The organism is Halomonas sp. TP35 (assembly GCF_052375975.1).
In the GTDB taxonomy this organism is placed as follows: domain Bacteria; phylum Pseudomonadota; class Gammaproteobacteria; order Pseudomonadales; family Halomonadaceae; genus Vreelandella; species Vreelandella citrativorans.
Window position 1 is genome coordinate 84,981 of sequence record NZ_JBQSUZ010000011.1, and the last position, 22,829, is coordinate 107,809.

20 protein-coding genes and 1 pseudogene are annotated in these 22,829 nt (G+C 53.6%); 20 read left to right on the forward strand and 1 reads right to left on the reverse strand.

Annotated elements, in window-relative coordinates; genetic code table 11:
* Nucleotides 1-50: 50 nt before the first annotated feature.
* The 11 genes and pseudogenes from ACT3RU_RS13210 to ACT3RU_RS13260 all read left to right on the forward strand — a co-directional run.
* Nucleotides 51-554, forward strand: a complete 504-nt coding sequence (locus ACT3RU_RS13210; protein ID WP_192527917.1) for a TRAP transporter small permease — start codon at nucleotides 51-53, stop codon at nucleotides 552-554.
* A 9-nt stretch (nucleotides 555-563) separates the two neighbouring features.
* Entirely contained in the window at nucleotides 564-1,826 is a 1,263-nt protein-coding gene (locus ACT3RU_RS13215) for a TRAP transporter large permease (RefSeq protein WP_192527918.1), read from the forward strand.
* A 7-nt stretch (nucleotides 1,827-1,833) separates the two neighbouring features.
* The gene (gene araD1, locus ACT3RU_RS13220) at nucleotides 1,834-2,838 is read left to right on the forward strand and encodes an AraD1 family protein (RefSeq protein ID WP_225733860.1); all 1,005 of its coding nucleotides are present in this window, start codon (nucleotides 1,834-1,836) and stop codon (nucleotides 2,836-2,838) included.
* A gap of 66 nt (nucleotides 2,839-2,904) precedes the next feature.
* A complete protein-coding gene (locus ACT3RU_RS13225) occupies nucleotides 2,905-4,488 on the forward strand; it encodes an aldehyde dehydrogenase (NADP(+)) (RefSeq protein ID WP_192527919.1) in 1,584 nt (527 codons plus the stop codon).
* 114 nt (nucleotides 4,489-4,602) lie between these two features.
* Entirely contained in the window at nucleotides 4,603-5,736 is a 1,134-nt protein-coding gene (locus tag ACT3RU_RS13230) for a 4-hydroxybutyrate dehydrogenase (protein ID WP_192527920.1), read from the forward strand.
* Between the two features lie 127 nt (nucleotides 5,737-5,863).
* The gene (locus ACT3RU_RS13235; protein ID WP_192527921.1) at nucleotides 5,864-6,850 is read left to right on the forward strand and encodes a tripartite tricarboxylate transporter substrate binding protein; all 987 of its coding nucleotides are present in this window, start codon (nucleotides 5,864-5,866) and stop codon (nucleotides 6,848-6,850) included.
* Between the two features lie 266 nt (nucleotides 6,851-7,116).
* On the forward strand, nucleotides 7,117-7,914 hold the full coding sequence (locus ACT3RU_RS13240; protein ID WP_192527922.1) for an HpcH/HpaI aldolase family protein: 798 nt from the start codon (nucleotides 7,117-7,119) through the stop codon (nucleotides 7,912-7,914).
* 68 nt (nucleotides 7,915-7,982) lie between these two features.
* The gene (locus tag ACT3RU_RS13245; protein WP_225733861.1) at nucleotides 7,983-8,969 is read left to right on the forward strand and encodes a tripartite tricarboxylate transporter substrate binding protein; all 987 of its coding nucleotides are present in this window, start codon (nucleotides 7,983-7,985) and stop codon (nucleotides 8,967-8,969) included.
* A gap of 9 nt (nucleotides 8,970-8,978) precedes the next feature.
* Nucleotides 8,979-9,473: a tripartite tricarboxylate transporter TctB family protein gene (locus ACT3RU_RS13250; protein WP_192527923.1), complete on the forward strand. Its 495-nt coding sequence runs from the start codon at nucleotides 8,979-8,981 to the stop codon at nucleotides 9,471-9,473.
* Nucleotides 9,461-10,966, forward strand: coding sequence for a tripartite tricarboxylate transporter permease (locus ACT3RU_RS13255; protein WP_192527924.1), 1,506 nt, complete (start codon nucleotides 9,461-9,463; stop codon nucleotides 10,964-10,966). Before ACT3RU_RS13250 ends, ACT3RU_RS13255 begins: the two co-directional genes overlap by 13 nt.
* 73 nt (nucleotides 10,967-11,039) lie before the next feature.
* Nucleotides 11,040-11,286, forward strand: a pseudogene (locus tag ACT3RU_RS13260) (dihydroxy-acid dehydratase); the annotation flags it as partial.
* 111 nt (nucleotides 11,287-11,397) lie between these two features.
* Here ACT3RU_RS13260 and ACT3RU_RS13265 read toward each other — a convergent pair.
* Nucleotides 11,398-12,366 (reverse strand): LysR substrate-binding domain-containing protein, encoded by a 969-nt coding sequence (locus ACT3RU_RS13265; RefSeq protein ID WP_192527925.1) that lies wholly within the window; start codon nucleotides 12,364-12,366, stop codon nucleotides 11,398-11,400.
* A 180-nt stretch (nucleotides 12,367-12,546) separates the two neighbouring features.
* On the opposite strand from ACT3RU_RS13265, the gene ACT3RU_RS13270 reads away from it, so the two are divergent.
* From ACT3RU_RS13270 to ACT3RU_RS13310, 9 genes are all read left to right on the forward strand, one after another.
* On the forward strand, nucleotides 12,547-13,767 hold the full coding sequence (locus tag ACT3RU_RS13270) for an aldose epimerase family protein (RefSeq protein ID WP_483392720.1): 1,221 nt from the start codon (nucleotides 12,547-12,549) through the stop codon (nucleotides 13,765-13,767).
* Between the two features lie 75 nt (nucleotides 13,768-13,842).
* The gene (locus tag ACT3RU_RS13275) at nucleotides 13,843-14,835 is read left to right on the forward strand and encodes an arabinose ABC transporter substrate-binding protein (RefSeq protein ID WP_172117990.1); all 993 of its coding nucleotides are present in this window, start codon (nucleotides 13,843-13,845) and stop codon (nucleotides 14,833-14,835) included.
* A gap of 40 nt (nucleotides 14,836-14,875) precedes the next feature.
* Nucleotides 14,876-16,369 (forward strand): L-arabinose ABC transporter ATP-binding protein AraG, encoded by a 1,494-nt coding sequence (gene araG / locus ACT3RU_RS13280; RefSeq protein ID WP_483392721.1) that lies wholly within the window; start codon nucleotides 14,876-14,878, stop codon nucleotides 16,367-16,369.
* A 37-nt stretch (nucleotides 16,370-16,406) separates the two neighbouring features.
* Nucleotides 16,407-17,417 carry an L-arabinose ABC transporter permease AraH gene (gene araH / locus ACT3RU_RS13285; protein WP_192527928.1) on the forward strand — a complete coding sequence of 337 codons (1,011 nt, stop codon included), beginning with the start codon at nucleotides 16,407-16,409 and terminating at the stop codon, nucleotides 17,415-17,417.
* Between the two features lie 57 nt (nucleotides 17,418-17,474).
* Nucleotides 17,475-19,220 (forward strand): IlvD/Edd family dehydratase, encoded by a 1,746-nt coding sequence (locus tag ACT3RU_RS13290; RefSeq protein WP_483392722.1) that lies wholly within the window; start codon nucleotides 17,475-17,477, stop codon nucleotides 19,218-19,220.
* Between the two features lie 501 nt (nucleotides 19,221-19,721).
* Nucleotides 19,722-20,009: a hypothetical protein gene (locus tag ACT3RU_RS13295; RefSeq protein WP_192527929.1), complete on the forward strand. Its 288-nt coding sequence runs from the start codon at nucleotides 19,722-19,724 to the stop codon at nucleotides 20,007-20,009.
* Between the two features lie 172 nt (nucleotides 20,010-20,181).
* Nucleotides 20,182-21,288, forward strand: coding sequence for an acyltransferase family protein (locus ACT3RU_RS13300; RefSeq protein ID WP_483392723.1), 1,107 nt, complete (start codon nucleotides 20,182-20,184; stop codon nucleotides 21,286-21,288).
* An 11-nt stretch (nucleotides 21,289-21,299) separates the two neighbouring features.
* Nucleotides 21,300-22,448 carry a serine hydrolase gene (locus tag ACT3RU_RS13305; RefSeq protein WP_483392724.1) on the forward strand — a complete coding sequence of 383 codons (1,149 nt, stop codon included), beginning with the start codon at nucleotides 21,300-21,302 and terminating at the stop codon, nucleotides 22,446-22,448.
* An 86-nt stretch (nucleotides 22,449-22,534) separates the two neighbouring features.
* On the forward strand, nucleotides 22,535-22,813 hold the full coding sequence (locus ACT3RU_RS13310; protein ID WP_087111190.1) for a peptidylprolyl isomerase: 279 nt from the start codon (nucleotides 22,535-22,537) through the stop codon (nucleotides 22,811-22,813).
* Nucleotides 22,814-22,829: the final 16 nt, after the last annotated feature.

A 22,829-nucleotide genomic window follows, 5' to 3' on the forward strand; every position in this document is an offset into this window, starting at 1 on the left:
CAGCCCCGTCTCGTAAAAAGGCGGGGACTGTAAACTCTAAAGGCATTGCTATGAAATCAGTGTTACTGCGTCTTGATTCGCAACTTTTAACGGTGGAAAAGTGGATTGCGGGTTCGCTGCTAGGCGCGATGGCCTTGTTGCTCGTCGCAGGGGTGTTCTTTCGCTATGTGGTAGGGACGCCGTTTGTTTGGAGTGAAAGCGTCTCAAGGCTCTTGATCGTCTGGCTTACGTTCATCGGAAGTAGCATCGCTTTTGCCGAGAAAAAGCATATTACCGTGGACTCAATTCTTTACTTCCTTCCGAGTATAGCGAGACCAGTGATCAGGGTGTGCATCTTTGCTCTGGTGGCGGTAACGCTTGGTTACATGACCTATCTAGGCTACCTCTACTGCTTGAGCGTTTCTCGTAACACGTCGCCCATGCTGGGTATTTCACTCGCCTATTTCTCGATGGCCATGCCGATCACCTTTTTTATTGGGCTTTTACACATCTTCGTTAACGTCTTTCTCAAGCGTGACTTTCTGGTCTTCGAATCAGCGTTAGATGAAATATAGGTTCTTACTATGCTAGCTGCGATCGTTCTACTTCTATTTGTGCTGATTTTATTAGGAATGCCGATTGCCGTCGCCATGATGGGGGCGTCCATTATCGCGATCCTGGCACTGGATATTCCTATGAATGTCTTGGCTCAGCGCGTTTCCTCGGGTGTCGAGTCATTCCCCTTACTGGCTATTCCGCTATTCATGCTGGCAGGGGGCATAATGAATAAGAGCGGCATCAGCGAGCGGCTTTTCGGTTTTTGTCGGGCGCTGGTCGGTCATTTGCGAGGTGGTCTGGCTCACGTGAACGTCTTGTCGAGCGTCCTGATGGCTGGTATATCCGGCTCCTCGCTCGCCGACTGCGCGGCCACGACTCGCGTGATGGTACCGCAAATGGAAAAACATGGTTACGACCGTGGGTTTTCGGTCGCGCTCACCACGTCTTCCGCTACGCTCTCCCCGATCATTCCACCGTCGATCTTGATGGTGGTCTACGGTTGGCAGGCCAATATTTCGATTGGAGATCTGTTTCTTGCAGGTATTTTGCCTGGGCTATTAATCGCTTTTTGCCTAACACTTTTGATTACGCTGATCAGTATGATCAAGCAGTACCCTAAGGATGAGCGCTTCAACAAGAAAAGACTCTATTCCAGTGCCAAGACCGCCGCTTGGGCCCTGTTGATGCCTGTCATCATTATCGTGGGGTTCAGGCTGGGCGTGTTTACCGTCACTGAAGTAGCCGCCATTGCTGTTGCATACTCCTTCTTGGTGGGCAAGTACGTCTACAAGTCACTGGACTGGCGTGACATGGGCGAGTTGCTGGTTTCAACAGCACGAGAAGCGGCGTCCATTCTGATCATCATCGCCGCTTCGGCGCCCTTGGCATGGTCATTGAGTATCCTGCAGGCACCTCAGGAGGTCGTTGGCTGGATCACTGGCCTTACAGATAATCCTTGGGCGGTGCTTCTTCTATTGAATGTCGCGCTTCTGGCGATTGGAATGTTCATGGAAACCATCGCGATCATTATCGTATTAGTGCCCATTCTAATTCCTTTGCTGAATTCCCTGGATATCAATCTGGTTCATTTCGGCATCATCATGCTCTTCAATCTTCTTATCGGCCAGATTACCCCACCGCTGGGTGTTCTGATGTTTGTCAGCTGCAATATCGCCAAATTGGGCACCATGCAGTTTCTGCGGTCGTCGGCACCTTTCTTTCTTACCTTGTTAATCGCCTTGCTGCTGGTGACTTACGTGCCCTGGCTATCGCTTGCGTTAATTCGTTGAGGTCCATATGCAAAATAATATCCATGTTGTTCAGATTCGTTCCGAGAATGGCGCCGTGATTGCTGCGCAAGTGAAAGGAGAAAAGTTACAGCTGCTTTCGGCATCGCTTTATGACCTAGCGCTTCTGGCGGCCAATGAAGGCCGTGCATTAAGCGACGTGGTGGAGGCCTCTGCCACTGACGAGGCGCTCGATTATAACGATATGATCGAAGCTGGCCGATTGCTATCCCCGATCACCCATCCGGACCCCGCCCATCTGCTGCTTACCGGTACTGGGCTTACGCATCTGGGCAGCGCGGCGCCACGCCATAAAATGCACGGCAAAGAGGGAGAAAAGAGCAATAGCGAAGAAGACATCACCGACACTCAGCGCATCTTCGAGTGGGGGGTGGAAAGTGGCAAGCCCGCAGGCGGAGGCCCTGGCGTACAGCCCGAGTGGTTCTACAAAGGAACGGGCCATACGCTTCGCGCACCGTACCAGGATATTCAGATGCCTGCCTTCGCACTCGACGGTGGCGAAGAAGCCGAGCTGGCGGGCGTTTATATCGTTAATGCGCAAGGGCAGGTATTCCGGATCGGCTATGCGTTGAGCAACGAGTTTTCCGATCACGTCACGGAAAAACAGAATTACCTTTATCTGGCGCACTCTAAACTTCGCGATGCCAGCATCGGCCCCGAGATCGTCATCGGTAAGCTGCCCGAAGAAGTCCGCGGTAAGGTTTCGATTCACCGTAACGGCTCGGTCGTATGGCAGCACGATTTTGCAAGTGGCGAACAGCATATGTGCCACTCGATCGAAAACCTTGAGCACCACCACTTCAAGTACGCAACGTTTCGCGTTCCCGGGCAACTCCACGTGCATTTCTTCGGCGCCGCGGTTCTAAGCTTCGCCGACGCCGTGAAACTTCAGGACGGTGACGAAATGCGCATTGAGTGCGATCTAATGACAAAACCATTGATCAACCGCATCAAAGTGATGCCGGACGAGAGCGTTGGTGTAACGGCCTTGTGAAAGGGAAGCGGCACGGCTTAATAACGAAGTACGATCATCTTGATTAACAATGGTAGGAATGACGCTATGAGTTCACTTAAAGGTCAGTCGCTGATCGGCCAGCATTGGATAGACGGCACGCGCAAGGAGATTCGTGCCATCAACCCGGCAACGGGTGAAACGCTGAATCCTCCCTACAAGGGGTGCTGTGAGGCAGACGTGGAAAAGGCCAGTGAGCTGGCAAGTTCGGCCTTCGATAGCTACCGAGAAACCTCGCTTGAAGAGCGGGCGACATTTCTGGAGACCATAGCCAGCGAAATCGAGTCGCTGGGTGAGGCGCTGATCGAGCGCGCCATGGCTGAAAGCGGTCTACCGCAGACCCGCCTGGAAGGCGAGCGTGGGCGCACCTGCGGACAGCTGCGCCTATTCGCCGATGTCGTTCGCTCGGGGGAGTGGCTTGATGTGCGTATCGATCCTTCACTGCCGGATCGCCAGCCGCTGCCCCGCGCCGATCTTCGTCAGCGGCACATCGCAGTGGGCCCCGTTGCGGTATTCGGGGCAAGCAACTTTCCGTTGGCCTTTAGCGTGGCGGGCGGCGATACCGCCTCGGCCCTGGCGGCCGGGTGCCCCGTGATCGTCAAGGCTCACTCCGCGCACCCCGGTACCTCGGAGCTTGTGGGCCAGGCCGTACAGAAAGCGGTTTCCCGGTGCCGGCTTCCGGAAGGCGTCTTCTCCTTGCTGTTTGGGTCTGGTCGGGAAGTCGGCCAGGCCCTGGTCGCCCATCCTAACATTCAGGCCGTAGGGTTTACGGGCTCTCGGTCAGGCGGCATGGCGCTGTTGGCGACCGCCCAGTCAAGGCCTCAGCCTATTCCCGTTTACGCGGAAATGAGTTCGATCAATCCGGTGTTCGTACTTCCAGAAGCGCTCAGCGCTCGCGCCAAGGCGCTGGGTGAAGGGTTTATCGGCTCGCTCAATATGGGGGCCGGTCAGTTCTGTACCAACCCGGGGCTGGTTGTCGTGGTGAAAGGCGATGGGCTGGATACGTTTATTGAAGCGGCAGGTATCGCTGTGAACGAAAGCGCCTCCCAAACGATGCTGACGCCGGGGATCCATCAGGCCTATGAGCAGGGGGTATCGCAACTAAGTGATAACGCCCAGGAAATCGCGCGTGGCGTGCCAGGTAGGGACGGCTATCAATGTCAGACGGCACTTTACACCACCCCAGCGGCCGATTTCCTAAGCAGCAAGGCGCTACAGGAAGAAGTATTCGGCGCCGCTTCCTTGATTATCGAATGCAGAGACGAAAGCGAAATGCTAAGTGTCGCTAAACAGCTCGAAGGGCAGCTGACGGGCACCTTACAGATGGATGAAGGTGACATGGGAGCTGCTCGTTCCCTGTTACCCACACTCGAGCGGAAAGTCGGGCGCATCCTGGTAAACGGCTGGCCTACCGGTGTCGAGGTGTGCCATGCGATGGTTCATGGCGGCCCGTTCCCGGCCACGTCGGATACGCGTACCACCTCAGTGGGTAGCGCGGCTATTCATCGTTTCTTGCGGCCGGTTTGTTATCAAGATCTCCCTATGGCTTTGCTACCGGAGGCTCTGAAAGACAGCAACCCTCTGAAAATAAATCGCTTAGTGGACGGCCAGCGTGAACAAATCAATTTCTAAAGACATGAGTGGCCAAAAATTCATCAATAAACTATTGTCATGCAGGTATGCTGTATGACACCTTTAAGCAAGATGCATATTTGGTTTCAAGCAAAACAATAATGAGAAATTAAAATGCCCTATATCATCAACTACTTAACAAAAATTCAGTTCGGTGAGAACGCGATTGCAGAGCTAGCGAATGAGCTGAAGTTGCTCAAGGTGAAAAGGCCTTTATTTGTAACTGATAAGGGGCTGAGTAGTACTCCTCTTATTACGCAGGTGATTGAATCTGCAAGCATTAATGAGCAAGCATGCGTTTTCGATGGCACGCCTTCCAATCCTACTGAAGCTGCTGTAGAGCAAGCCCTGACTTTCCTGCGAGAAAGCGAGTGTGATGGCATCGTAGCCGTGGGCGGTGGTTCCAGCATTGATTTGGCTAAAGCGGTCGCTTTACTTTTTAACCATCCCGCGCCATTACGCCAGTACGCGGCGATCGAGGGCGGGGTCGCTAAGATCAATGCCGATGTGCTGCCGCTGATTGCGGTACCCACCACCGCGGGGACGGGCAGTGAGGTGGGGCGAGCCTCTCTGATTACTATGAAAGATGATCGGAAACTGGGTTTTCTTTCTCCGTACCTGATTCCCTCTGTCGCTATCTGCGACCCACGTTTAACGCTCGGTTTACCACCGTTTCTAACTGCCGCAACGGGCATGGATGCGATCGCTCACTGCGTTGAAACCTTTTTAAGCCCTAAAGTGAACCCTCCTGCTGAAGCGATTGCATTGGACGGCCTGAAGCGCGCAAGTGCCTATCTGGTCGAGGCGGTTGAAAACGGCACTAACTTAACCGCTAGGAATGAAATGATGATGGCGGCTCTGGAAGGTGCCATGGCGTTTCAGAAAGGGTTGGGGGCGGTGCACTCTCTATCCCATGCGTTAGGCGGCCTGCATGAGCTAAAACTCCACCACGGCACGCTCAACGCCCTGTTAATGCCGACTGTTCTCAGGTTTAACCAGCGCGATTGCGAGGAAAAATACGCTCGCCTCAAAGTCGCGATGGGGCTTGCTCAGGATGACGATTTAGCCGAAGCATTTGAAAAGCTCAATATTAAGTTGGGAATGCCTTCCAGCCTGAGTGAAATGGGCGTTAAGGAAGAGCATCTAGATCAAGTGGCACAGTGGGCATTGGAAGACCACTCTACGGCTACCAATCCGCGTGCACCCTCTAAGGAAGACTTTTTCAAGATGCTTAATGAGGCTTTCTAAGCGATAAGGTTTCTCGACTTAATAGAAATAAAGGAAGTTTTTGGCAGGAAAGCAATAAAGGATGGAATCCGGTAGTTTCAAAAAACGATAATCAAATCCAGGCAGTAACGACTAAAGGAAAGTGGATATGACAATTACAAACCATTCTCTCAAGACACTCCTGACTTCCAGCATAGCAGCAGCGGTTCTGGTGGCCTCTGGCTCAGCCCTTGCGGATTATCCAGAACGCCCTATTACGTTGATTGTGCCGTGGGCTGCGGGCGGCGGCACTGATGCGACAGCGCGAACCATCGCCCGTGCACTGGAAGAGGAGTTGGGTCAGAACGTCAACGTGGTTAACCGCACCGGTGGCAGCGGCGTTGTCGGCCATACTGCCATGGTTAATGCCAAGCCAGATGGCTATACGCTTGGCCTGGCGACCGGCGAAGTGAATATGATGCATTGGCAGGGCCTAACCAACCTTACCTATGAAGACTTTACGCCGATTGCGCAAATCAACTATGACTTCCCCGGCATACAGGTCGCCGCAGACTCCCCTTATGCAAGCCTTGAAGAACTGCTCAACGCTATACGTACTGAGCCTAAAGGCACGTTTACTGCCTCCGGCACCGGTCAAGGCGGTGTTTGGCATTTAGCCTTTGCGGGTTTTTTGATGGATCAGGATATTCCCGCCGACCAGGTGACGTGGATTCCTAGTGAAGGCGCGGCCCCAGCGATGGTAGAGCTGGTATCTGGAGGTATTGATATCGTACCAAGCTCTGTGCCTGAAGCCCGCTCAATGATGGAAGCCGGTCGGGTTAAAAGCTTTGCGGTCATGTCGCCTGAGCGTATACCCAGTTTTCCTGATACTCCGACTACCAATGAGTTGATCGACAGTAGCTATCAAGTGGGCGAGTGGCGAGGTATCGCCGGTCCTAAAGGTATGGATCCCGAGATAGTGGCAACGCTTGAGTCAGCCTTAGAAGCTGCTTACAACAGCGATACCTATCAGGGGTTTATGGATCAGCAAGGCTTTGGTACCGAATGGCGTAACGCGGAAGAGTTCGGGCAACTGATGCAAGAGATGGATAGCGTCTTTGGTGAAATTGTTGAGCAGGTTGGCTTAGCTAACTGAGGCACGACACGGTAGGCGGTTTCTCACAATAGGATCTGTTGTAGAAACCGCCACTATTTAGCTGTTTCCTGATTTTCCACGTTTATATGGCCCTTGCTTTTCTCCTCCCTCACCGGGAGGAGTGTGTCTTAAACAGGTCGTATTCGCGCTATGGAATAAACAAAGACGTAGCGTTCAAGAAACCAGTGCTTATAAAACTTGGTCAGTCAATGATGTAGGTGATCTTCAGTCAGTGGTTTTCATCTACCTCCCAAAGGAGTCAATGCATGCAATTGCCCTCTAATCCCTTTAAAAACATGCTGATCAAGCGCGAACCCATGTGGGGTTGCTGGGCTGGCTTTGCGACGGGGTATGCCGCTGAAATAATCGCCAACACGGGGTTCGACTGGCTGTTAATCGATGGCGAGCATGCCCCGAATACGGTACCCACCATTCTGGCCCAACTGCAGGCCGTGGCGCCTTATTCATCCGCGCCTGTTGTGCGTAGCGTTAACCATGATCCTGCGTTGATTAAGCAGTTACTGGATATAGGCACACAAACATTAATGGTGCCGATGGTGGAGAGTGCTGAGCAAGCGGCTGCACTGGTACGCGCGACGCGATACCCACCGCATGGCATACGTGGCGTGGGGGGTGGTCTTGTGCGTGCAACCCGGTGGGATGGCGTGGATGACTACCTGAATAAGGCGCATGAATCGCTTTGTCTGATTGTCCAGGTTGAGTCACCTAAAGGAGTTGAGCAGGTAGAAGCGATTGCCGCCACCGACGGCGTCGATGCGGTTTTTATTGGTCCGGCAGATCTTTCGGTGGGAATGGGCTATCCCGGCAATCCTGGCCACCCCGATGTCCAGAGTGCGATACAGAAAGTGATTAATACAGTTCATGCGGCAGGCAAGCCGGTAGGGATTTTGGCTCCGCTCGAGGAGGATGCACGTCGCTACCAGGCGTTAGGCTGCCAATTTATTGCGGTAGGTATTGATATCAGCCTGCTCCGTCAGGGGGCGCTGGCAACGCTTGCCCGCTATAAAGAGCTGCCTGCTCAGCCGTCAACCAGAACGTACTGATATAAGGCGCTTTAAGCCGTCTTCATAACTATAAAACGTAGGTAAGCAATTACTAGAGGATATTGAAAATGATAATGACAAACCATTCTCTCAAAACCATTCTTGTTTCCAGTATAGCGGCGGCGGTTATGGTCGCCTCTGGCTCGGCCCTGGCGGATTATCCAGAACGCCCCATCACGCTGATTGTGCCTTGGGCTGCAGGTGGCGGTACTGATGCAACAGCTCGCACCATTGCCCGCGCCTTGGAAGAGGAGTTGGGCCAGAACGTCAACGTGGTGAATCGTACCGGCGGAAGCGGCGTGGTTGGGCATACCGCCATACTTAACGCAGCACCCGACGGCTACACGCTCGGCTTAGCCACTGTTGAAGTTAACACTATGCATTGGCAAGGCTTGACAGAGCTTACCTACGAAGACTTCACACCCATCGCGCAAATCAACTACGACTCCCCGGGTCTCCAGGTTGCCGCTGATTCTTCATACGAGAGTCTGGATGCGTTGCTGGAGGTTGTTCGTACTGAGCCGAAAGGTAGCTTTACCGCTTCGGGAACCGGGCAGGGGGGGATCTGGCATCTGGCCTTTACAGGCTTTTTGATGGACCAGGACATTCCCGCCGATCAGGTTATCTGGATCCCCAGCGAAGGTTCGGCGCCCGCGATGATGGAGCTGGCGTCTGGTGGGATCGATATTGTTTCTACGTCGGTGCCTGAGGCTCGTTCGATGATGGATGCAGGGCGTGTAAAGAGTTTTGCCGTCATGGCTGCAGAGCGTCTTTCAGCCTTCCCCGATATTCCTACCGCCAACGAGCTTGTGGGTAGTGATTACCAAGTAGGTGCGTGGCGAGGCATCGTTGGTCCTCAAGGGATGGACCCAGAGGTTGTCGCAACGCTTGAGTCAGCTCTCGAGGCTGCTTACCAAAGTGATACGTACCAGGATTTCATGACGCAGAGAGGGTTTGGAACCGAGTGGCGCAATGCGGAAGAATTTGGCCAAATGATGGAAGAGATGGACGGTATTCTCGGTGAAATTGTTGAACAAGTTGGCTTGGCTAACTAAGGAATGACAATGAGAGATGTTTTCGCCGGCATAGGATTTATGATTGCAGGGGTTGTGACGATTATCACAGCTCAGCAATTTCCTACTCTACCCAGCCTTCAGTATGGGCCTTCTCTGTTTCCCTCTCTTGTTGGAGGGGGATTTTGCATCGGCGGCGCGGTACTTACCTTAAATGCGCTATGGCAGAGACGAAAAGCGGCTGCTCAAGAAATGCAGGATGATCCGACACTCGCTACCCCGCCATCTGAAAAAAAGAGTTGGGCGATGGTGCTGCCCCCCATAGCGATTGTTTTTTATATCCTGGCAAGCGATTACCTGGGGGCAATGCTTACCATAACGATCATTATGTGTTTGCTCATGTTATTTAGAAAAACAAAGGTTTACGTGGCTCTGGTAACCTCGGTGGTTATGTCATCCGCTATTTATTTTATTTTCTCTCACTATTTGCTTATTCCATTGCCGCAAGGGGTTTTATTAAGGGGTAGCCTGCCATGGATATCTTGATGAATGGAGTGGGGCTGGTTTTAAATGTTGATACCCTATTGGTTATCTTGGCAGCTTCATTATTTGGTATATTTGTTGGCGCAGTCCCCGGGCTTACGGCAACAATGGCTGTCGCACTATTAGTTCCTTTAACCTTCTATATGGACACTATTCCCGCTATTGCTGCCATTGTAACCACATCGGCCATGGCAATATTTGCGGGAGATATTCCCGGTACATATCTCAATATACCAGGCACACCTGCCTCTGCTGCCTATGTGGGTGAATCGCATGCGTTAGCGAAAAAGGGCAGGGCAAGGGAAGCGCTGGGTATTAATCTGGTCTGCTCCGTTTTCGGCGGTATTTTTGGCACCATCATTTTGATTGTCGTTGCTCAGTCACTTGCGGAAGTAGCGCTCAAGTTCAGTGCGTTTGAATACTTTTGGCTCGCGGTATTGGGGCTAAGCTGCTCAATTTTTATTTCTGTAGGCTCTAGAACAAAAGCATTTCTGTCACTACTGTTTGGCGTCCTGCTATCAACGGTAGGGCTGGATATGATGAGTGGCGCTCCTCGCTTCACGTTTGGAGTGCCCGATCTTATGGCTGGCGTTAACTTCATACCCGTTATGATCGGTATGTTTGCCCTCAATGAACTGATGAGTTACTACGGATCAAAATCCGAGAAAAAAACCATCAGCGTTGTTGATAAAGATAGTGTTTTCCACAATGTGCCGAGACACATTAAACGTTATTGGCGCAATATGGTGCGTGGCAGCTCGATTGGTACATTGATTGGTGCGCTACCCGGTGCGGGCGCGGATATCGCTGCCTGGATCTCATATGGTGTGGGAAAAGGCAGGTCAAAAGACAGTTCCAAATATGGTACTGGCAATATCGAGGGCATTGTCGATGCCAGCTCGGCCAATAATTCCGGAATCAGTGGCGCATGGGTGCCCGCTCTGGTCTTCGGGATTCCCGGCGACTCCATTACCGCTATCGTGATTGGCGTTTTATATATGAAGGGGATGAACCCCGGCCCCACCATTTTTATGGATGGGAGTGGCCTAATCTATGCACTTTTCATTGTGTTTATATTGGCTAATTTGATGATGCTACCTATTGGGTATATAGCCATTAGATTGTCAAAACTTTTCATCCTTACACCCAGCCGAGTATTGATGCCCATTATATTGTGCTTTTGCATTGTGGGTGCTTTCGCTATCAATAATAGCGTTGTGGATATCTGGTTAATGCTAATCGTTGGCTTAGTGGCCTATTTACTCGCCGTCAATGACTTCCCGATGGCGCCCGCCATACTCGGTTTGGTTCTGGGCTCCGTTGTTGAAAACAACTTTATGAGCGCCATGTTGCGAACTGGTGGCGACCTGACCAGCTTCTTTGCAAGGCCCATCAGTGCCGGGCTTGGCATTGCGGTCATCTTACTGTGGTGCTCCCCCTTGCTGATTAAAGCCTATCGCTATCAGAAGCGTAGAAAAGAAGAGGCATCAGCATAATCTGTGCTGACAAGGGTCATGCTGGCTTGCAAAAGAGCGCTTTATAAAGTGCTTGCCGTTAACGGTAAAACCCTATAACGATTATAAAGCGCGCATCAACGACTCGGGCCTGGACGTTGAAGCAAGGACACTCTGATCATGAAGCACTGCGGTCCGCGGAGATATCACCGCATGGTGGAAGTCGGCAATATGGGCCTGTCGCCCAAGATCCTTGCTCAAGGCGTTACCGATATGGTGCGCATCCCTGATGCGCGCATGAGTGGAACCGCTTACGGCACCGTGGCACTCACGTGACACCAGAAGCTGCCGCTGGTGGCCCCTGGAGTCCGTGAAGAGAAGATTCAGGCACGTCTCGCCGAGTTTGATGCCAAGGCGGCTATCACCAGCCCTATATCGAGCGAGTGCCGCATTATTCGCATGCGACTACCTCGTTATGTTTCACTGCGCCCATCTTCGCGCTGCGCGTTCTGAGCGATAATCTCGCGGAGGGTGCTCATTAATAGCGCAGCCCCCGGTGAGAGTCGTTGGTGGCGTAAACTGACCAGGCCGTAGGGCTGCACGCTAAGCGCTTCGACGAAGGGCAACTGGTGGAAGCGTTGGGGGGTACAGAGTAGATCGGCAGTTTCGCGCGTGGTCACGGTGATGGTGTCAGATTTATCGACCAGCGCTAGTGACACCAATAAGTCGGCAGTATCAACGACTTGTCGAGGTGGCGCGACCTGATGATGCAGAAACAGACTGTCAACAAGCTGTCGCATGAGTGCGCCGGGTGGCTGCAGTGACCACGGATAGACGGCCATGTCCGCCAGTTTTAACGAAGTTTTGCCTACTAGCGGATGCCCTTCACGACAGACGAAGCACAACTCCTCCTCGCCAATTTCTTCAAAGACAAAGCGCTCAAGATCGCTTCCTGGCGGGAGGCGTGTAATTGCAAAATCCAGCTCACCTTCCAGCAAACGTGGCACCAGCGCTTTGCTGACATCCACATCCACGCTGATTTTAAGCTCCGGGCGGTCTCTGTGGACCCGTTCAATAGCGCTGGTTAGAAGCGTAACGGCGGGTGCCATAACGGTGCCGATAGCCACGGTGCCCGTATTGCCGTTGCGCAGCGCGGTCAGCTCTTCAGCGGTGTGGTGTAGTGTCGACAGCACACTATGCGCATGACGAATCATGACCTCCCCATACCAGTTAGGGGTTAGCCCACGCGGCTGACGATCAAACAGACGCATACCCAGGTTCGCTTCCAGGTCGCTGAGCAGTTTTGAGGCAGCGGGCTGGCTCATGTTGAGTTGGGCAGCGGCACGATGCAGGTTGCGGTGCTCGTCAAGCGCCAAAAATAGCTGAAAATGACGCAACTTTAGTCGAGCGTTGAGAAACCAGTTACTGTCAAGAACGCTCATGGAATAAGCCTTTCAGTGCTTTTGATAGCAATAAGTGTATCGGAATTAACGTGTTCCTATATTGGTTAGTTATGTAAGAGCTGTCTAGTGTAGGGCGTGTAGTAGTGAACCTAGTAGAGAACCTGGTAGTGAACCGCATACCGCACGAATAACAATAATGATGTTAACAGGAGGAACACCATGCCCTCTCATACAGGTAGCGTTGGCTCAAGATTGTTACTGAGCGCAGGCGTCATCGCGCTGATGACAAACGTAGCCCAGGCCCAGAGTGATAAGGAACCCATGGCGAACAGTAAAGCAGAGAACGTCGTTGAACAATCGACGTTCGGCCAGTTGCCGGACGGCCGTGAGGTACAAAGCTACCGGCTGACGAACGCCAATGGAATTGAGCTTCAGGTCATTAATTACGGGGGCACAATCGTATCCCTGAAAGTACCTGACATAGACGGAAACATTGACGATATCGCGTTGGGTTTTGAATCGCTGGATGGTTATCTGTCTGACACTTACCAGCAAGCTAATCCCTACTTTGGTGCACTCATCGGCCGCTACGGCAACCGTATCGCCGAAGGTCAGTTTGCGCTGGAGGGTGAAACCTACTCGTTAGCCACCAACGATGGTGATAACCACCTGCACGGCGGCGAGCAAGGATTTGACCGTGTGCTCTGGCAGGCCGATCCTTTTGAAAATGATGAAGGGACGGGGCTGGTGCTGAGCTATGTCAGTGAGGATGGCGAAGAAGGTTATCCTGGAGAACTGACGGTTGAAGTGACGTATACCCTTACCGATCAAAATGAACTGATTGTCGATTACCAGGCCGAGACCGACAAGGCAACGCCCGTCAATCTTACCCAGCACAGTTACTTCAACCTTAAGGGGGAGGGGAACGACTCCATCCTTGATCATCAGCTTATGCTCAATGCCGATTCCTTTACCCCGGTGAGTGAATCATTGATTCCGACGGGCGAGCTGCAGCCTGTTGCAGGCACGCCGTTCGATTTCACCCAGGCCACGTCGATTGGCGAGCGTATTGAGCAAGATAACGATCAACTGCGCTTTGGGCAGGGCTACGACCATAACTTTGTGCTTAACCAAGATAACGCCGAGCAAGGCGATCTGGTGATGGCCGCCAAGGTGTGGGAGCCACAAAGTGGACGGCTGCTGGAAATTGAAACCACTGAGCCTGGTATTCAATTTTATTCGGGGAATTTTTTGGCCGGTGATTTAACGGGCAAAAGTGGCAATGCCTATCCACAGCGCTCTGGCTTTGCACTGGAAACGCAGCACTTTCCCGATTCGCCTAATCAGGACGCCTTTCCCAGCACGGTTCTACAGCCTGGAGAGACCTACCGTTCACGTACCATCTTCCGCTTCTCTGCCCAGGACGATATGGGCGTCTAGCCATGCGCCTGACGAGCAGCAGACGGCGATTGCAGCAATAACATCAATAATAATTGGAATATCAGGAGCACAACAATGAGCATCGTAACCACGTTTACGCGCCTGGCGCTGGGTAGCGCCGTCATGCTGGCCTCGCTGGGTTCTGTGCAGGCACAGGACGACGTGAAGATGGGCTTTATCGTCAAAAAGCCGGAACAAGCCTGGTTTATTAACGAACAGCGCGCCGCAACAGAGGCGGGCGAGGAACTCGGATTCCAGGTTGTTCGTCTGGGTGGTGAAGATGGTCAAGAGGTGCTTAGCGCGATTGATAACCTTTACTCACAAGGCGCTCAAGGGTTTGTCATTTGCCCGCCAGATGTACGTCTTGGGCCTGCGATCATGAATCGCGCCGAACAGTACGGCATGAAAGTGGTGACCGTCGATGACCAGTTTGTTAACGCCAGTGGTGAGCCTATGGAAGGCGTACCGCATCTAGGTATGTCCGGCACCAAAATTGGTCAGCAGGTCGGTGAGGCAATTGCCGCCGAAATGGAAGCCCGTGGCTGGGATGTTGAGAACGTCGGTGCGCTGCGTATTACCAATAACGAGCTACCGACTGCTGTTGAACGGACGGATGGAGCGACCCAAGCACTGCTTGCTTCAGGCTTCCCCGAAGAGAACATCTTCGATGCGCCTCAACAAAGTACGGATACGAGTGGTGCATTTTCCGCTGCATCACCGGTGCTTTCTCAGCGCGGTGATTATGAGCACTGGGTAATCTACGCGCTGAATGAAGAGAGTGTGCTGGGGGGCGTTCGGGCGACCGAACAGTACGGCCTGGCTGCTGAGGATGTCATTGGAGTGGGCATCAATGGTTCAGGCGCGGCATTTGCTGAGTTTTCCCGCGACAACCCCACTGGCTTCCACGGCACCGTTGCGGTGAGTTCTACCATGCACGGTCGACAAACGGCTGAAGACCTTTACCGCTGGATCAGCGAAGACCAGGAGCCTCAGGCGATTACAGAAACGTCTGGTACGTTAATGACGCGTGATAACTGGGAAGAAGTGCGCGATGCGCTCGGTCTGTAACTGACTTTTTGTGACGGGCTATTTGGTGGAGTGCTCACGTATGTCTGATCCATATCTTCGCTTTGACAATATCAGTGTTGTATTCCCTGGGGTGCGCGCGCTGGATGGGGTGAGTTTTTCTGCTCATACCGGTCAGGTGCATGCGCTGATGGGCGAAAACGGCGCGGGTAAGTCGACGCTGCTGAAAGTGCTTAGCGGGGTGAACCGCGCTGCAGAGGGGGCTCTCTGGATCGATGGACAGCGCCACGTGTTCAGCAACGCTCGTGAAGCATTGCGCGAAGGAATCGCCATTATCTACCAGGAGCTAACGCTCTCGCCCAATATGTCGGTCGCTGAAAACCTGCTGCTGGGCCAGTTGCCCACGCGGCAGGGGTTTGTGAATCGGCGAAAGATGCGGGAAAGGGCGCTGGCGATTCTGGCTGACCTTGGCGAGGGTGACATTCATCCCTCGACCAAGGTGCGCGATCTCTCTATCGGTCAGCAGCAGATGATTGAGATTGGCCGTGCATTGCTGCGTGATGCCCGCGTTATCGCTTTCGATGAACCTACCAGTAGCCTTTCCATTCAGGAAATCCGTCAGCTTAAACGCATCGTCAAACGCCTGCGCGACGAGGGGCGGGTGGTGCTCTACGTGACCCATCGCATGGAAGAAGTGTTTGAGATGTGCGATGCGGTCACTATCTTTCGCGACGGCCAGCATATTCGTACCCACGAAGATATGTCGCAGCTGACGCATGATCTATTGGTTAGCGAGATGGTAGGGCGAGACATCGATGACGTATACGGCTATCGCGCCCGCGAGCAGGGCGATGTGGTGCTGTCTGTTGACGAGATTCAAGGGCGCGGCCTGAATGCGCCGGTTAGCTTCTCCGTGAAGCGTGGCGAGGTATTCGGCTTGTTTGGCCTGGTAGGTGCCGGTCGCAGTGAGCTATTGCGGCTGGTATGCGGGGTAGAAGCCCCTAAAGCGGGTAGCGTGACGTTCCAGGGCGAATCGCGACGCTTTAAAAGCCCCGCAGAGGCGATTCGTGCCGGTATCGCCATGTGCCCAGAGGATCGAAAATCTCAAGGGATTTTCCCCGTGGCGAGTGTTGCCGACAATCTCAATATCAGTTGCCGGCGGTTTTTTAAGCGCTGGGGCGTTTTCCGTCACCCTGGCCGCGAACGACGCAATGCTGAAGCCTATATTCAGCAGCTTAGCGTTAAAACCCCCAGCTATCGGGCACCGATAGGAAAGCTATCCGGGGGCAATCAGCAAAAGGTGATTTTGGCCCGCTGGCTCGCGGAAGAGATCGACCTTTTCGTGATGGACGAGCCCACGCGTGGGATTGATGTGGGCGCGCGTAGAGACATTTATAGCCTGCTTTACGACTTGGCCGAGCAGGGGAAAAGCATTGTCGTGATTTCCAGCGACCTTGCCGAAGTTAGCTCCATCTGTGACCGCATCGCAGTGATGCGCGACGGTGAGCTGGTCGACGTGGTGCCAAGAGACGCCGCCACGCCCGAACGACTATTAGGCCTGGCACTACCCGCCTAAGCGGTACCCATTATCGAACACGTTCAGGACACCTGTGATGACATCGAACAAATTAACCCAAGAAGGTGCTGAGCCAACGCGCCCTGCGGGGCGCCAAGGGCTCATTAAACCACTGCGCACGCTGTTGGACACCTCTGGGCTGATCGCCGTTTTTATGCTGCTCTTTATCGCCCTGGCGGTGTTTATCCCCGACTTTCTTACCGGGCGAAACATGGTGGGGCTGCTGCTTTCGATCACCCTGATAGGCAGTCTGGCGACCACGATGATGCTGGTGTTGGCGCTGGGCGAGGTGGACCTTTCGGTGGCCTCAATCGTGGCGTTTGCGGGGGTAGTGGCAGCGGTTGTGACCTCTAGCACCGGTAGCGTTTTTATCGGCGTTATAGGTGGCGTTGTTGCCGGGGGCGCGGTGGGGGCCTTTAACGGGTTTGTGATTGCCAGGTTTGGTATTAACTCGCTGATTGCCACGTTGGCGGCGATGGAGTTTGTTCGCGGGCTGGCCTATATCACCTCGGGCGGCGATGCGGTGATGATTACCGTGCCGGGTTTCTTTGACCTGGGTAGCGCTTCATTTCTAGGCCTGACGCTGCCGGTGTGGACCATGTTGGCCTGCTTTGTCATCTTCGGTGTGGTGCTCAATATGACCGCCTTCGGACGCAATGTGCTGGCCACGGGCGGTAACTCGGAGGCCGCGTCGCTCGCGGGGGTCAATGTCCGCCGACTCAAGATTATTGTCTTTGGTTTACAAGGCGTTGTTGCAGGCGTAGTGGGCGTGTTACTGGCCTCGCGGATGGGCTTGGGCGACCCCAATACCTCCATGGGGCTAGAGCTTGCGGTGATTTCTGCCTGTGTACTGGGTGGGGTGGCGCTATCGGGCGGCGTTGCCACTATCACCGGTGTAGTCGTCGGCGTGCTGATTATGGGCTGCGTGCAGAACGCCATGGGGCTACTCAACGTACCAACGTTCTACCAGTACCTGGTACGCGGGGCAATTCTGCTGCTGGCGGTAATGTTTGACCGCTGGAAACAGACGCGACGCCAGCGCGCCTAACGACACTTTTTTCCTGTTTTGTTTCTATCTTTTACCGAATTGTACGGAGAGACGTCCATGTCTGAACGAAAGCCGCCCCTACGCTCTGCCCAGTGGTTTGGAACCGCCGATAAAAACGGCTTTATGTACCGCAGCTGGATGAAAAACCAAGGCATTCCCGATCATGAGTTCCAAGGCAAGCCGATTATCGGCATCTGTAACACCTGGTCAGAACTAACGCCTTGCAACGCTCACTTTCGCAAGCTGGCGGAGCATGTAAAGCAGGGCATACTGGAAGCGGGTGGCTACCCGGTGGAATTCCCGGTCTTCTCCAGCGGTGAATCCAACCTCCGCCCGACCGCAATGTTTACCCGTAATCTTGCCAGCATGGATGTTGAAGAGGCGATTCGTGGCAACCCGATTGATGCAGTGGTGCTGCTGGTAGGTTGTGATAAAACGACCCCGGCGCTGTTAATGGGCGCGGCGAGCTGTGATATTCCCACCATCGTCGTGACCGGCGGCCCCATGCTTAACGGCAAGCACAAGGGCAAGGACATCGGTTCGGGCACCGTGGTCTGGCAGCTTTCTGAGCAGGTCAAAGCGGGCGAGATTTCACTGCACGACTTTATGGCCGCTGAAGCGGGCATGTCGCGTTCGGCGGGCACCTGTAACACCATGGGGACCGCGTCTACCATGGCCTGTATGGCGGAATCCCTGGGCACCTCGCTACCCCACAATGCGGCAATTCCTGCGGTGGATTCACGCCGTTATGTGCTTGCTCACCTTTCCGGTAACCGTATTGTCGAGATGGTTAATGAAGACTTAAAGCTTTCCAAAATTCTCACGAAAGAAGCGTTTGAGAATGCCATTCGTACCAACGCAGCGATTGGCGGCTCCACTAACGCGGTGATCCACCTGAAAGCAATTGCCGGACGCATGGGGGTAGACCTTAAGCTGGACGACTGGAGCCGGGTGGGGCGCGGTACGCCCACGGTGGTAGATTTACAGCCCTCCGGGCGTTATTTGATGGAAGAGTTCTACTACGCCGGGGGCCTGCCCGCCGTACTAAAACGCTTGGGGGATGCCGATCGTCTGCCCTTTAAAGACGCGCTCACCGTTAACGGTAAAACCTTGTGGGAAAACGTCCAGGACGCCCCGCTGTATAACGACGATGTTATTCGTCCGCTGGATAACCCGCTGACCGCAGATGGTGGCATCTGCGTGCTGCGCGGCAATCTTGCACCCAATGGCGCGGTGTTAAAGCCCTCGGCAGCGACCGCCGAACTTATGCAACACCGTGGTCGTGCCGTCGTGTTTGAAGACTTCGACGATTATAAAGCGCGCATCAACGACCCGGACCTGGACGTTGAAGCCAACGATATCCTGGTGATGAAACACTGCGGGCCTCGCGGTTATCACGGCATGGCGGAAGTCGGCAATATGGGGCTACCGCCTAAGATACTCGCTCAGGGCGTTACCGATATGGTGCGTATTTCTGATGCGCGCATGAGTGGAACCGCTTATGGCACCGTGGTGCTGCACGTGGCACCCGAAGCTGCTGCGGGTGGCCCCTTGGCCGCGGTGCGTAACGGCGACTGGATTGAATTGGACTGCGCCAGCGGCCGGCTGCACCTGGACGTCAGTGAAGAGGAGATTCAGGCACGCCTCGCCGCGTTTGATGCCACGGCGGCCTCGACCCTCATCGCAAGCCAAGGCGGCTATCGCCAGCTCTATATTGAGCGAGTGCTGCAAGCCGATGAAGGCTGTGACTTTGACTTCCTGATCGGCTGTCGAGGCTCTGACGTGCCGCGTCATTCTCACTGATAAGACTTTCCTGATGATTTTTTAACTATGATCGATGGCGTGAGTGGCCTGGGCAGGGCCTCCTTCCTGAACTTTTTATTGTATTTTGCACATGTTGTCTAAGCACTTCCCTCAGCATCCTGTTGCTCAAGATGGATGTTCTGATGCCAGCTGTTGGGAAGGTCTATTGTGTTTGTGGATCAGTCGCTGCCCGTTTTCATTTAAAACCTAAATGACGAAGCCATTAACCGCACCCGGCATGACCAAAGCGGGCTCATGTGCCACGGTTAAACAGTAAATTATTAAATATATTTCATAAAATCAATAGGTTGGCATGCTCTTGTTGAGTTTAAGTTTTTGACTTTATATATGTTTTTTGTTTTTTAGAAAAACCTGGTACGACGCGTGCAGTAACCAGGACAAGAACCCAGCATCAGGATGATGGTTGGTTCTTGGCTAGATGTTCCTTGTTTGATTTATTTTTACGAAGCAACAGAAAGCAGATTACTTAGGAGGCACGACATGAAAATGGAAGCTCTGAAAAAACTAGGTATTTTAGGCGTATCATTTGGTCTGATCGCAAGCCCTCTTGCGTTTGCTGAAATGGAAAGTGGCACTGAGCAAGAGCCCGTGCCGCAAGAAGAGACGACGCAGGACGAGCAAGGCAGTTTTAATTCGTATGACACTGAGCAGCAAGATCAAGATGTAACCACTGAGTATGAAGAGGAAGAGCAAGAATTCACCTATGAAGAAGAGGAAGAGGAGCAGGAGTACGAAACCACGGATGACGATGACGACACCCAGTGGTAATTAACCCGCTAATGGAATAACACTTGCTCTGGCTTACGGATGAGCCACAAAATGCCCCGCCGCTTGCGGGGCATTTTTGCGTTTAAAGCCCAAAGCAAACGTTGTTGCCTTATCGTCTATTGTTAACATTACGTACCCCTTGGCCCGTTATGACTATAAGGAAGCCTGTATAGTGGTGAACTGGAAAGAGGCGCCGCAGCTTCCTAAAGCGGAAGGGCGAATCGCGGCTATCGATTTGGCGCGAGGCATTGCGATTGGCTTAATGATTGTCAGTCACACGGTTAGCGGGTTGATAGGCATACGTAATGTGCCTGACTGGGGCATGGTGCCTATTCATCTATTAACAAAATTCTCCTCATCACTGTTTATTTTGGTGTTCGGCATTGCCTTGGCAGTGGCCTTTCTTTCTCACACCCAAAGCGATGATTGGCCTAAACGACGCCTTAAACTATGGCTACGCGCGATTGAAGTGTGGTTCTGGTACAAGGCGCTCATTATTATCGAGATGCTGCCGTTTAGTAGCCCTGCCGATATTGTCGATACGCTACTTTATGGGCGCTTTGGGATCTGGGTCGAGATTTTAGGCTTTTATGCCATTGCCCTGCTTTGGGTGCCGCTTATTCTACCGCTATGGGCACGGGCGCCCCTTTGGAGCCGGATTGCCACACTGGTTGGCTTAACCGCACTTTCTGCCTGGCTACAAGGGCTGAGCTTTGGCGGTAACGATATCCTGAAAGCCTTACTGGTTGACCACCCCGACCACTATGCCTGGGGGCAGATTAGCCGGGCGCCCCTTATTCTGGTGGGGTTATTGGTAGGCGAAGCGCTATTGCGCTGTTACTTTACGGCTCACTTGCGCCGCCGCTTGGTGTTAATACTGCTGGCGGTAGGCGCGTTAATGGTAATGGCGTTTTATGGTCTCGCGTTGGCGGATAACCGTGTTTATGCCGCCATGATGGCCGTTACCAATAACGCAGGCAAACATCCGCCAGGCCTGGAATTCATGCTGTTTAGTGTAGGTGGCGCGCTTATTTTGCTCGCCTTGGCACTAGCCGGTGGAGCGGCTGCCGCCAGGGCACTTTTGCCGCTCACCGTGGTCGGCAGCGACGCGCTAAAAGCGTTTATTTTTCATATTGTGATGATCTTTCTCGTGCTGCGTTTTTTGCTGCAAGGCGAGGGCATGTATACCTATCCACAGGCGCTGGCGATTAGCGGCGTGTTGATACTGGGCGCCGCCGTGTGGATTTGGGTGACACGTTGGATCGCAGCGCACCGCTAAGAGGACATGGTTTGCAACGACAGCAACGATGGCTGCTGGCCATAGTGTGTTTAATGGCACTGCCAGCCTATGCCGACGGTACTCAAGCACAGGAATTTGAGACACAGGAGCTTGAAGCACAGGCTTTTGAGACGAACTGGTACTACGAAGTTGATAAACAGAGCACATGGCAGGCTGACTTGAATGCCCGAATCGCCGCTATTGAGGGCATCTTTGAAGGTACGTTAGGGGTATATGTACAAAACCTGGCCACCGGAGAGGCCTACTCGTGGCACGCGGACAGGCCCTGGTATTTGGCCTCGTTGGTAAAAGTGCCTATTGCCGCCCAAGTGCTTGCCGAACGTCAAGCGGGCACGCTGTCACTGGATGAGCGCTTAACGCTTTCGCGCGGTGACTTCGTGGATGGCGCGGGGCCGGTGATCTGGCACGACCCGGGGACGCCGATCTCGATTCGCTACCTACTTGAACAGATGATTACCGTCAGTGATAACACGGCATCCGATATGTTGATTGACCGCGTGGGCCTTGCCGATGTCAATGCTCGGGCGAGAGCAATGATTGCGGGTAGTGGAGGCAACCCTGACGATATCGGCCCGATTACCAAACTGGTTGGCGTTCGTCAGGGCGTTTATGGGCAGTTACACCCTGACGCACGAACGCTGGGCGGCATGGATTTTATCGCCTTGCGCCAGCACCGGTTAAGCCAGCGTGCGGCGGCGCTGGCTCAGCGGCTGGATGTTGATCCCTCCACGCTCAAGCAACCTGACTATGACCACGCGTTCGATGCCTATGAGGCGACCGGTGAAAACGTAGGCACGCTGCGTGCCTACGGCGACCTGTTGGCAAGTGTGTATAAAGAGGCAGCGAGCGGTGGCTTAGGTGCCCAGCCGAGCCAGGCACTTCTGGAGATAATGCAGCGAACAACATCAGGCAACAATCGATTAACGGCCGGGATGAGCGATACCACCCGTTTTGCACATAAAACCGGTACCCAGCATCGGCGCAGTTGCGATGCGGGCATTGCTACGCACGAGGAGGCTAATGGCCCCTGGGTGATCGTTGCTTGCAGCCGGGGGCCGGTAGCAGTGAATGACCATGAACGTGCGTTGGCGCGGGTAGGCGATGCGTTACGCTATAGCGGTGCGCTTGGGAAGCCTTGAGTATGCTGTGTCGCAGGTACACCCGCCGCCAAGGCGAGCGTGATAAACTAGCGGCTTCATTTCATTGATACATGCAGGAGGTTGTTATGGCAAACGCCAGCGCCCGTCATATTTTGGTTAGCAGCGAAGAGCAGTGTTTAGCGCTTAAACAGGAAATCGAAAACGGCCGTGATTTTGCCGATGTCGCCAAGCAGCACTCTAGCTGCCCTTCTGGCCGCCAGGGCGGCGACTTGGGTAGCTTCGGCCCCGGCCAAATGGTGCCTGAGTTCGACAAGGTGGTATTCAGCGGTGAGTTGGGTCAGGTACACGGCCCGGTGAAAACGCAGTTTGGCTATCACCTGCTCGAAATCACTGACCGCACCTAAACGTTGCGTCTCTATA

Excerpts from the sequence above, each read along its gene's own strand:
- ACT3RU_RS13210 (WP_192527917.1), top strand. The coding sequence starts at position 51 with ATGAAATCAGTGTTACTGCGTCTTGATTCGCAACTTTTAACGGTGGAA.
- ACT3RU_RS13215 (WP_192527918.1), top strand. The coding sequence starts at position 564 with ATGCTAGCTGCGATCGTTCTACTTCTATTTGTGCTGATTTTATTAGGA.
- araD1 (WP_225733860.1), top strand. The coding sequence starts at position 1,834 with ATGCAAAATAATATCCATGTTGTTCAGATTCGTTCCGAGAATGGCGCC.
- ACT3RU_RS13225 (WP_192527919.1), top strand. The coding sequence starts at position 2,905 with ATGAGTTCACTTAAAGGTCAGTCGCTGATCGGCCAGCATTGGATAGAC.
- ACT3RU_RS13230 (WP_192527920.1), top strand. The coding sequence starts at position 4,603 with ATGCCCTATATCATCAACTACTTAACAAAAATTCAGTTCGGTGAGAAC.
- ACT3RU_RS13235 (WP_192527921.1), top strand. The coding sequence starts at position 5,864 with ATGACAATTACAAACCATTCTCTCAAGACACTCCTGACTTCCAGCATA.
- ACT3RU_RS13240 (WP_192527922.1), top strand. The coding sequence starts at position 7,117 with ATGCAATTGCCCTCTAATCCCTTTAAAAACATGCTGATCAAGCGCGAA.
- ACT3RU_RS13245 (WP_225733861.1), top strand. The coding sequence starts at position 7,983 with ATGATAATGACAAACCATTCTCTCAAAACCATTCTTGTTTCCAGTATA.
- ACT3RU_RS13250 (WP_192527923.1), top strand. The coding sequence starts at position 8,979 with ATGAGAGATGTTTTCGCCGGCATAGGATTTATGATTGCAGGGGTTGTG.
- ACT3RU_RS13255 (WP_192527924.1), top strand. The coding sequence starts at position 9,461 with ATGGATATCTTGATGAATGGAGTGGGGCTGGTTTTAAATGTTGATACC.
- ACT3RU_RS13265 (WP_192527925.1), bottom strand. The coding sequence starts at position 12,366 with ATGAGCGTTCTTGACAGTAACTGGTTTCTCAACGCTCGACTAAAGTTG.
- ACT3RU_RS13270 (WP_483392720.1), top strand. The coding sequence starts at position 12,547 with ATGCCCTCTCATACAGGTAGCGTTGGCTCAAGATTGTTACTGAGCGCA.
- ACT3RU_RS13275 (WP_172117990.1), top strand. The coding sequence starts at position 13,843 with ATGAGCATCGTAACCACGTTTACGCGCCTGGCGCTGGGTAGCGCCGTC.
- araG (WP_483392721.1), top strand. The coding sequence starts at position 14,876 with ATGTCTGATCCATATCTTCGCTTTGACAATATCAGTGTTGTATTCCCT.
- araH (WP_192527928.1), top strand. The coding sequence starts at position 16,407 with ATGACATCGAACAAATTAACCCAAGAAGGTGCTGAGCCAACGCGCCCT.
- ACT3RU_RS13290 (WP_483392722.1), top strand. The coding sequence starts at position 17,475 with ATGTCTGAACGAAAGCCGCCCCTACGCTCTGCCCAGTGGTTTGGAACC.
- ACT3RU_RS13295 (WP_192527929.1), top strand. The coding sequence starts at position 19,722 with ATGAAAATGGAAGCTCTGAAAAAACTAGGTATTTTAGGCGTATCATTT.
- ACT3RU_RS13310 (WP_087111190.1), top strand. The coding sequence starts at position 22,535 with ATGGCAAACGCCAGCGCCCGTCATATTTTGGTTAGCAGCGAAGAGCAG.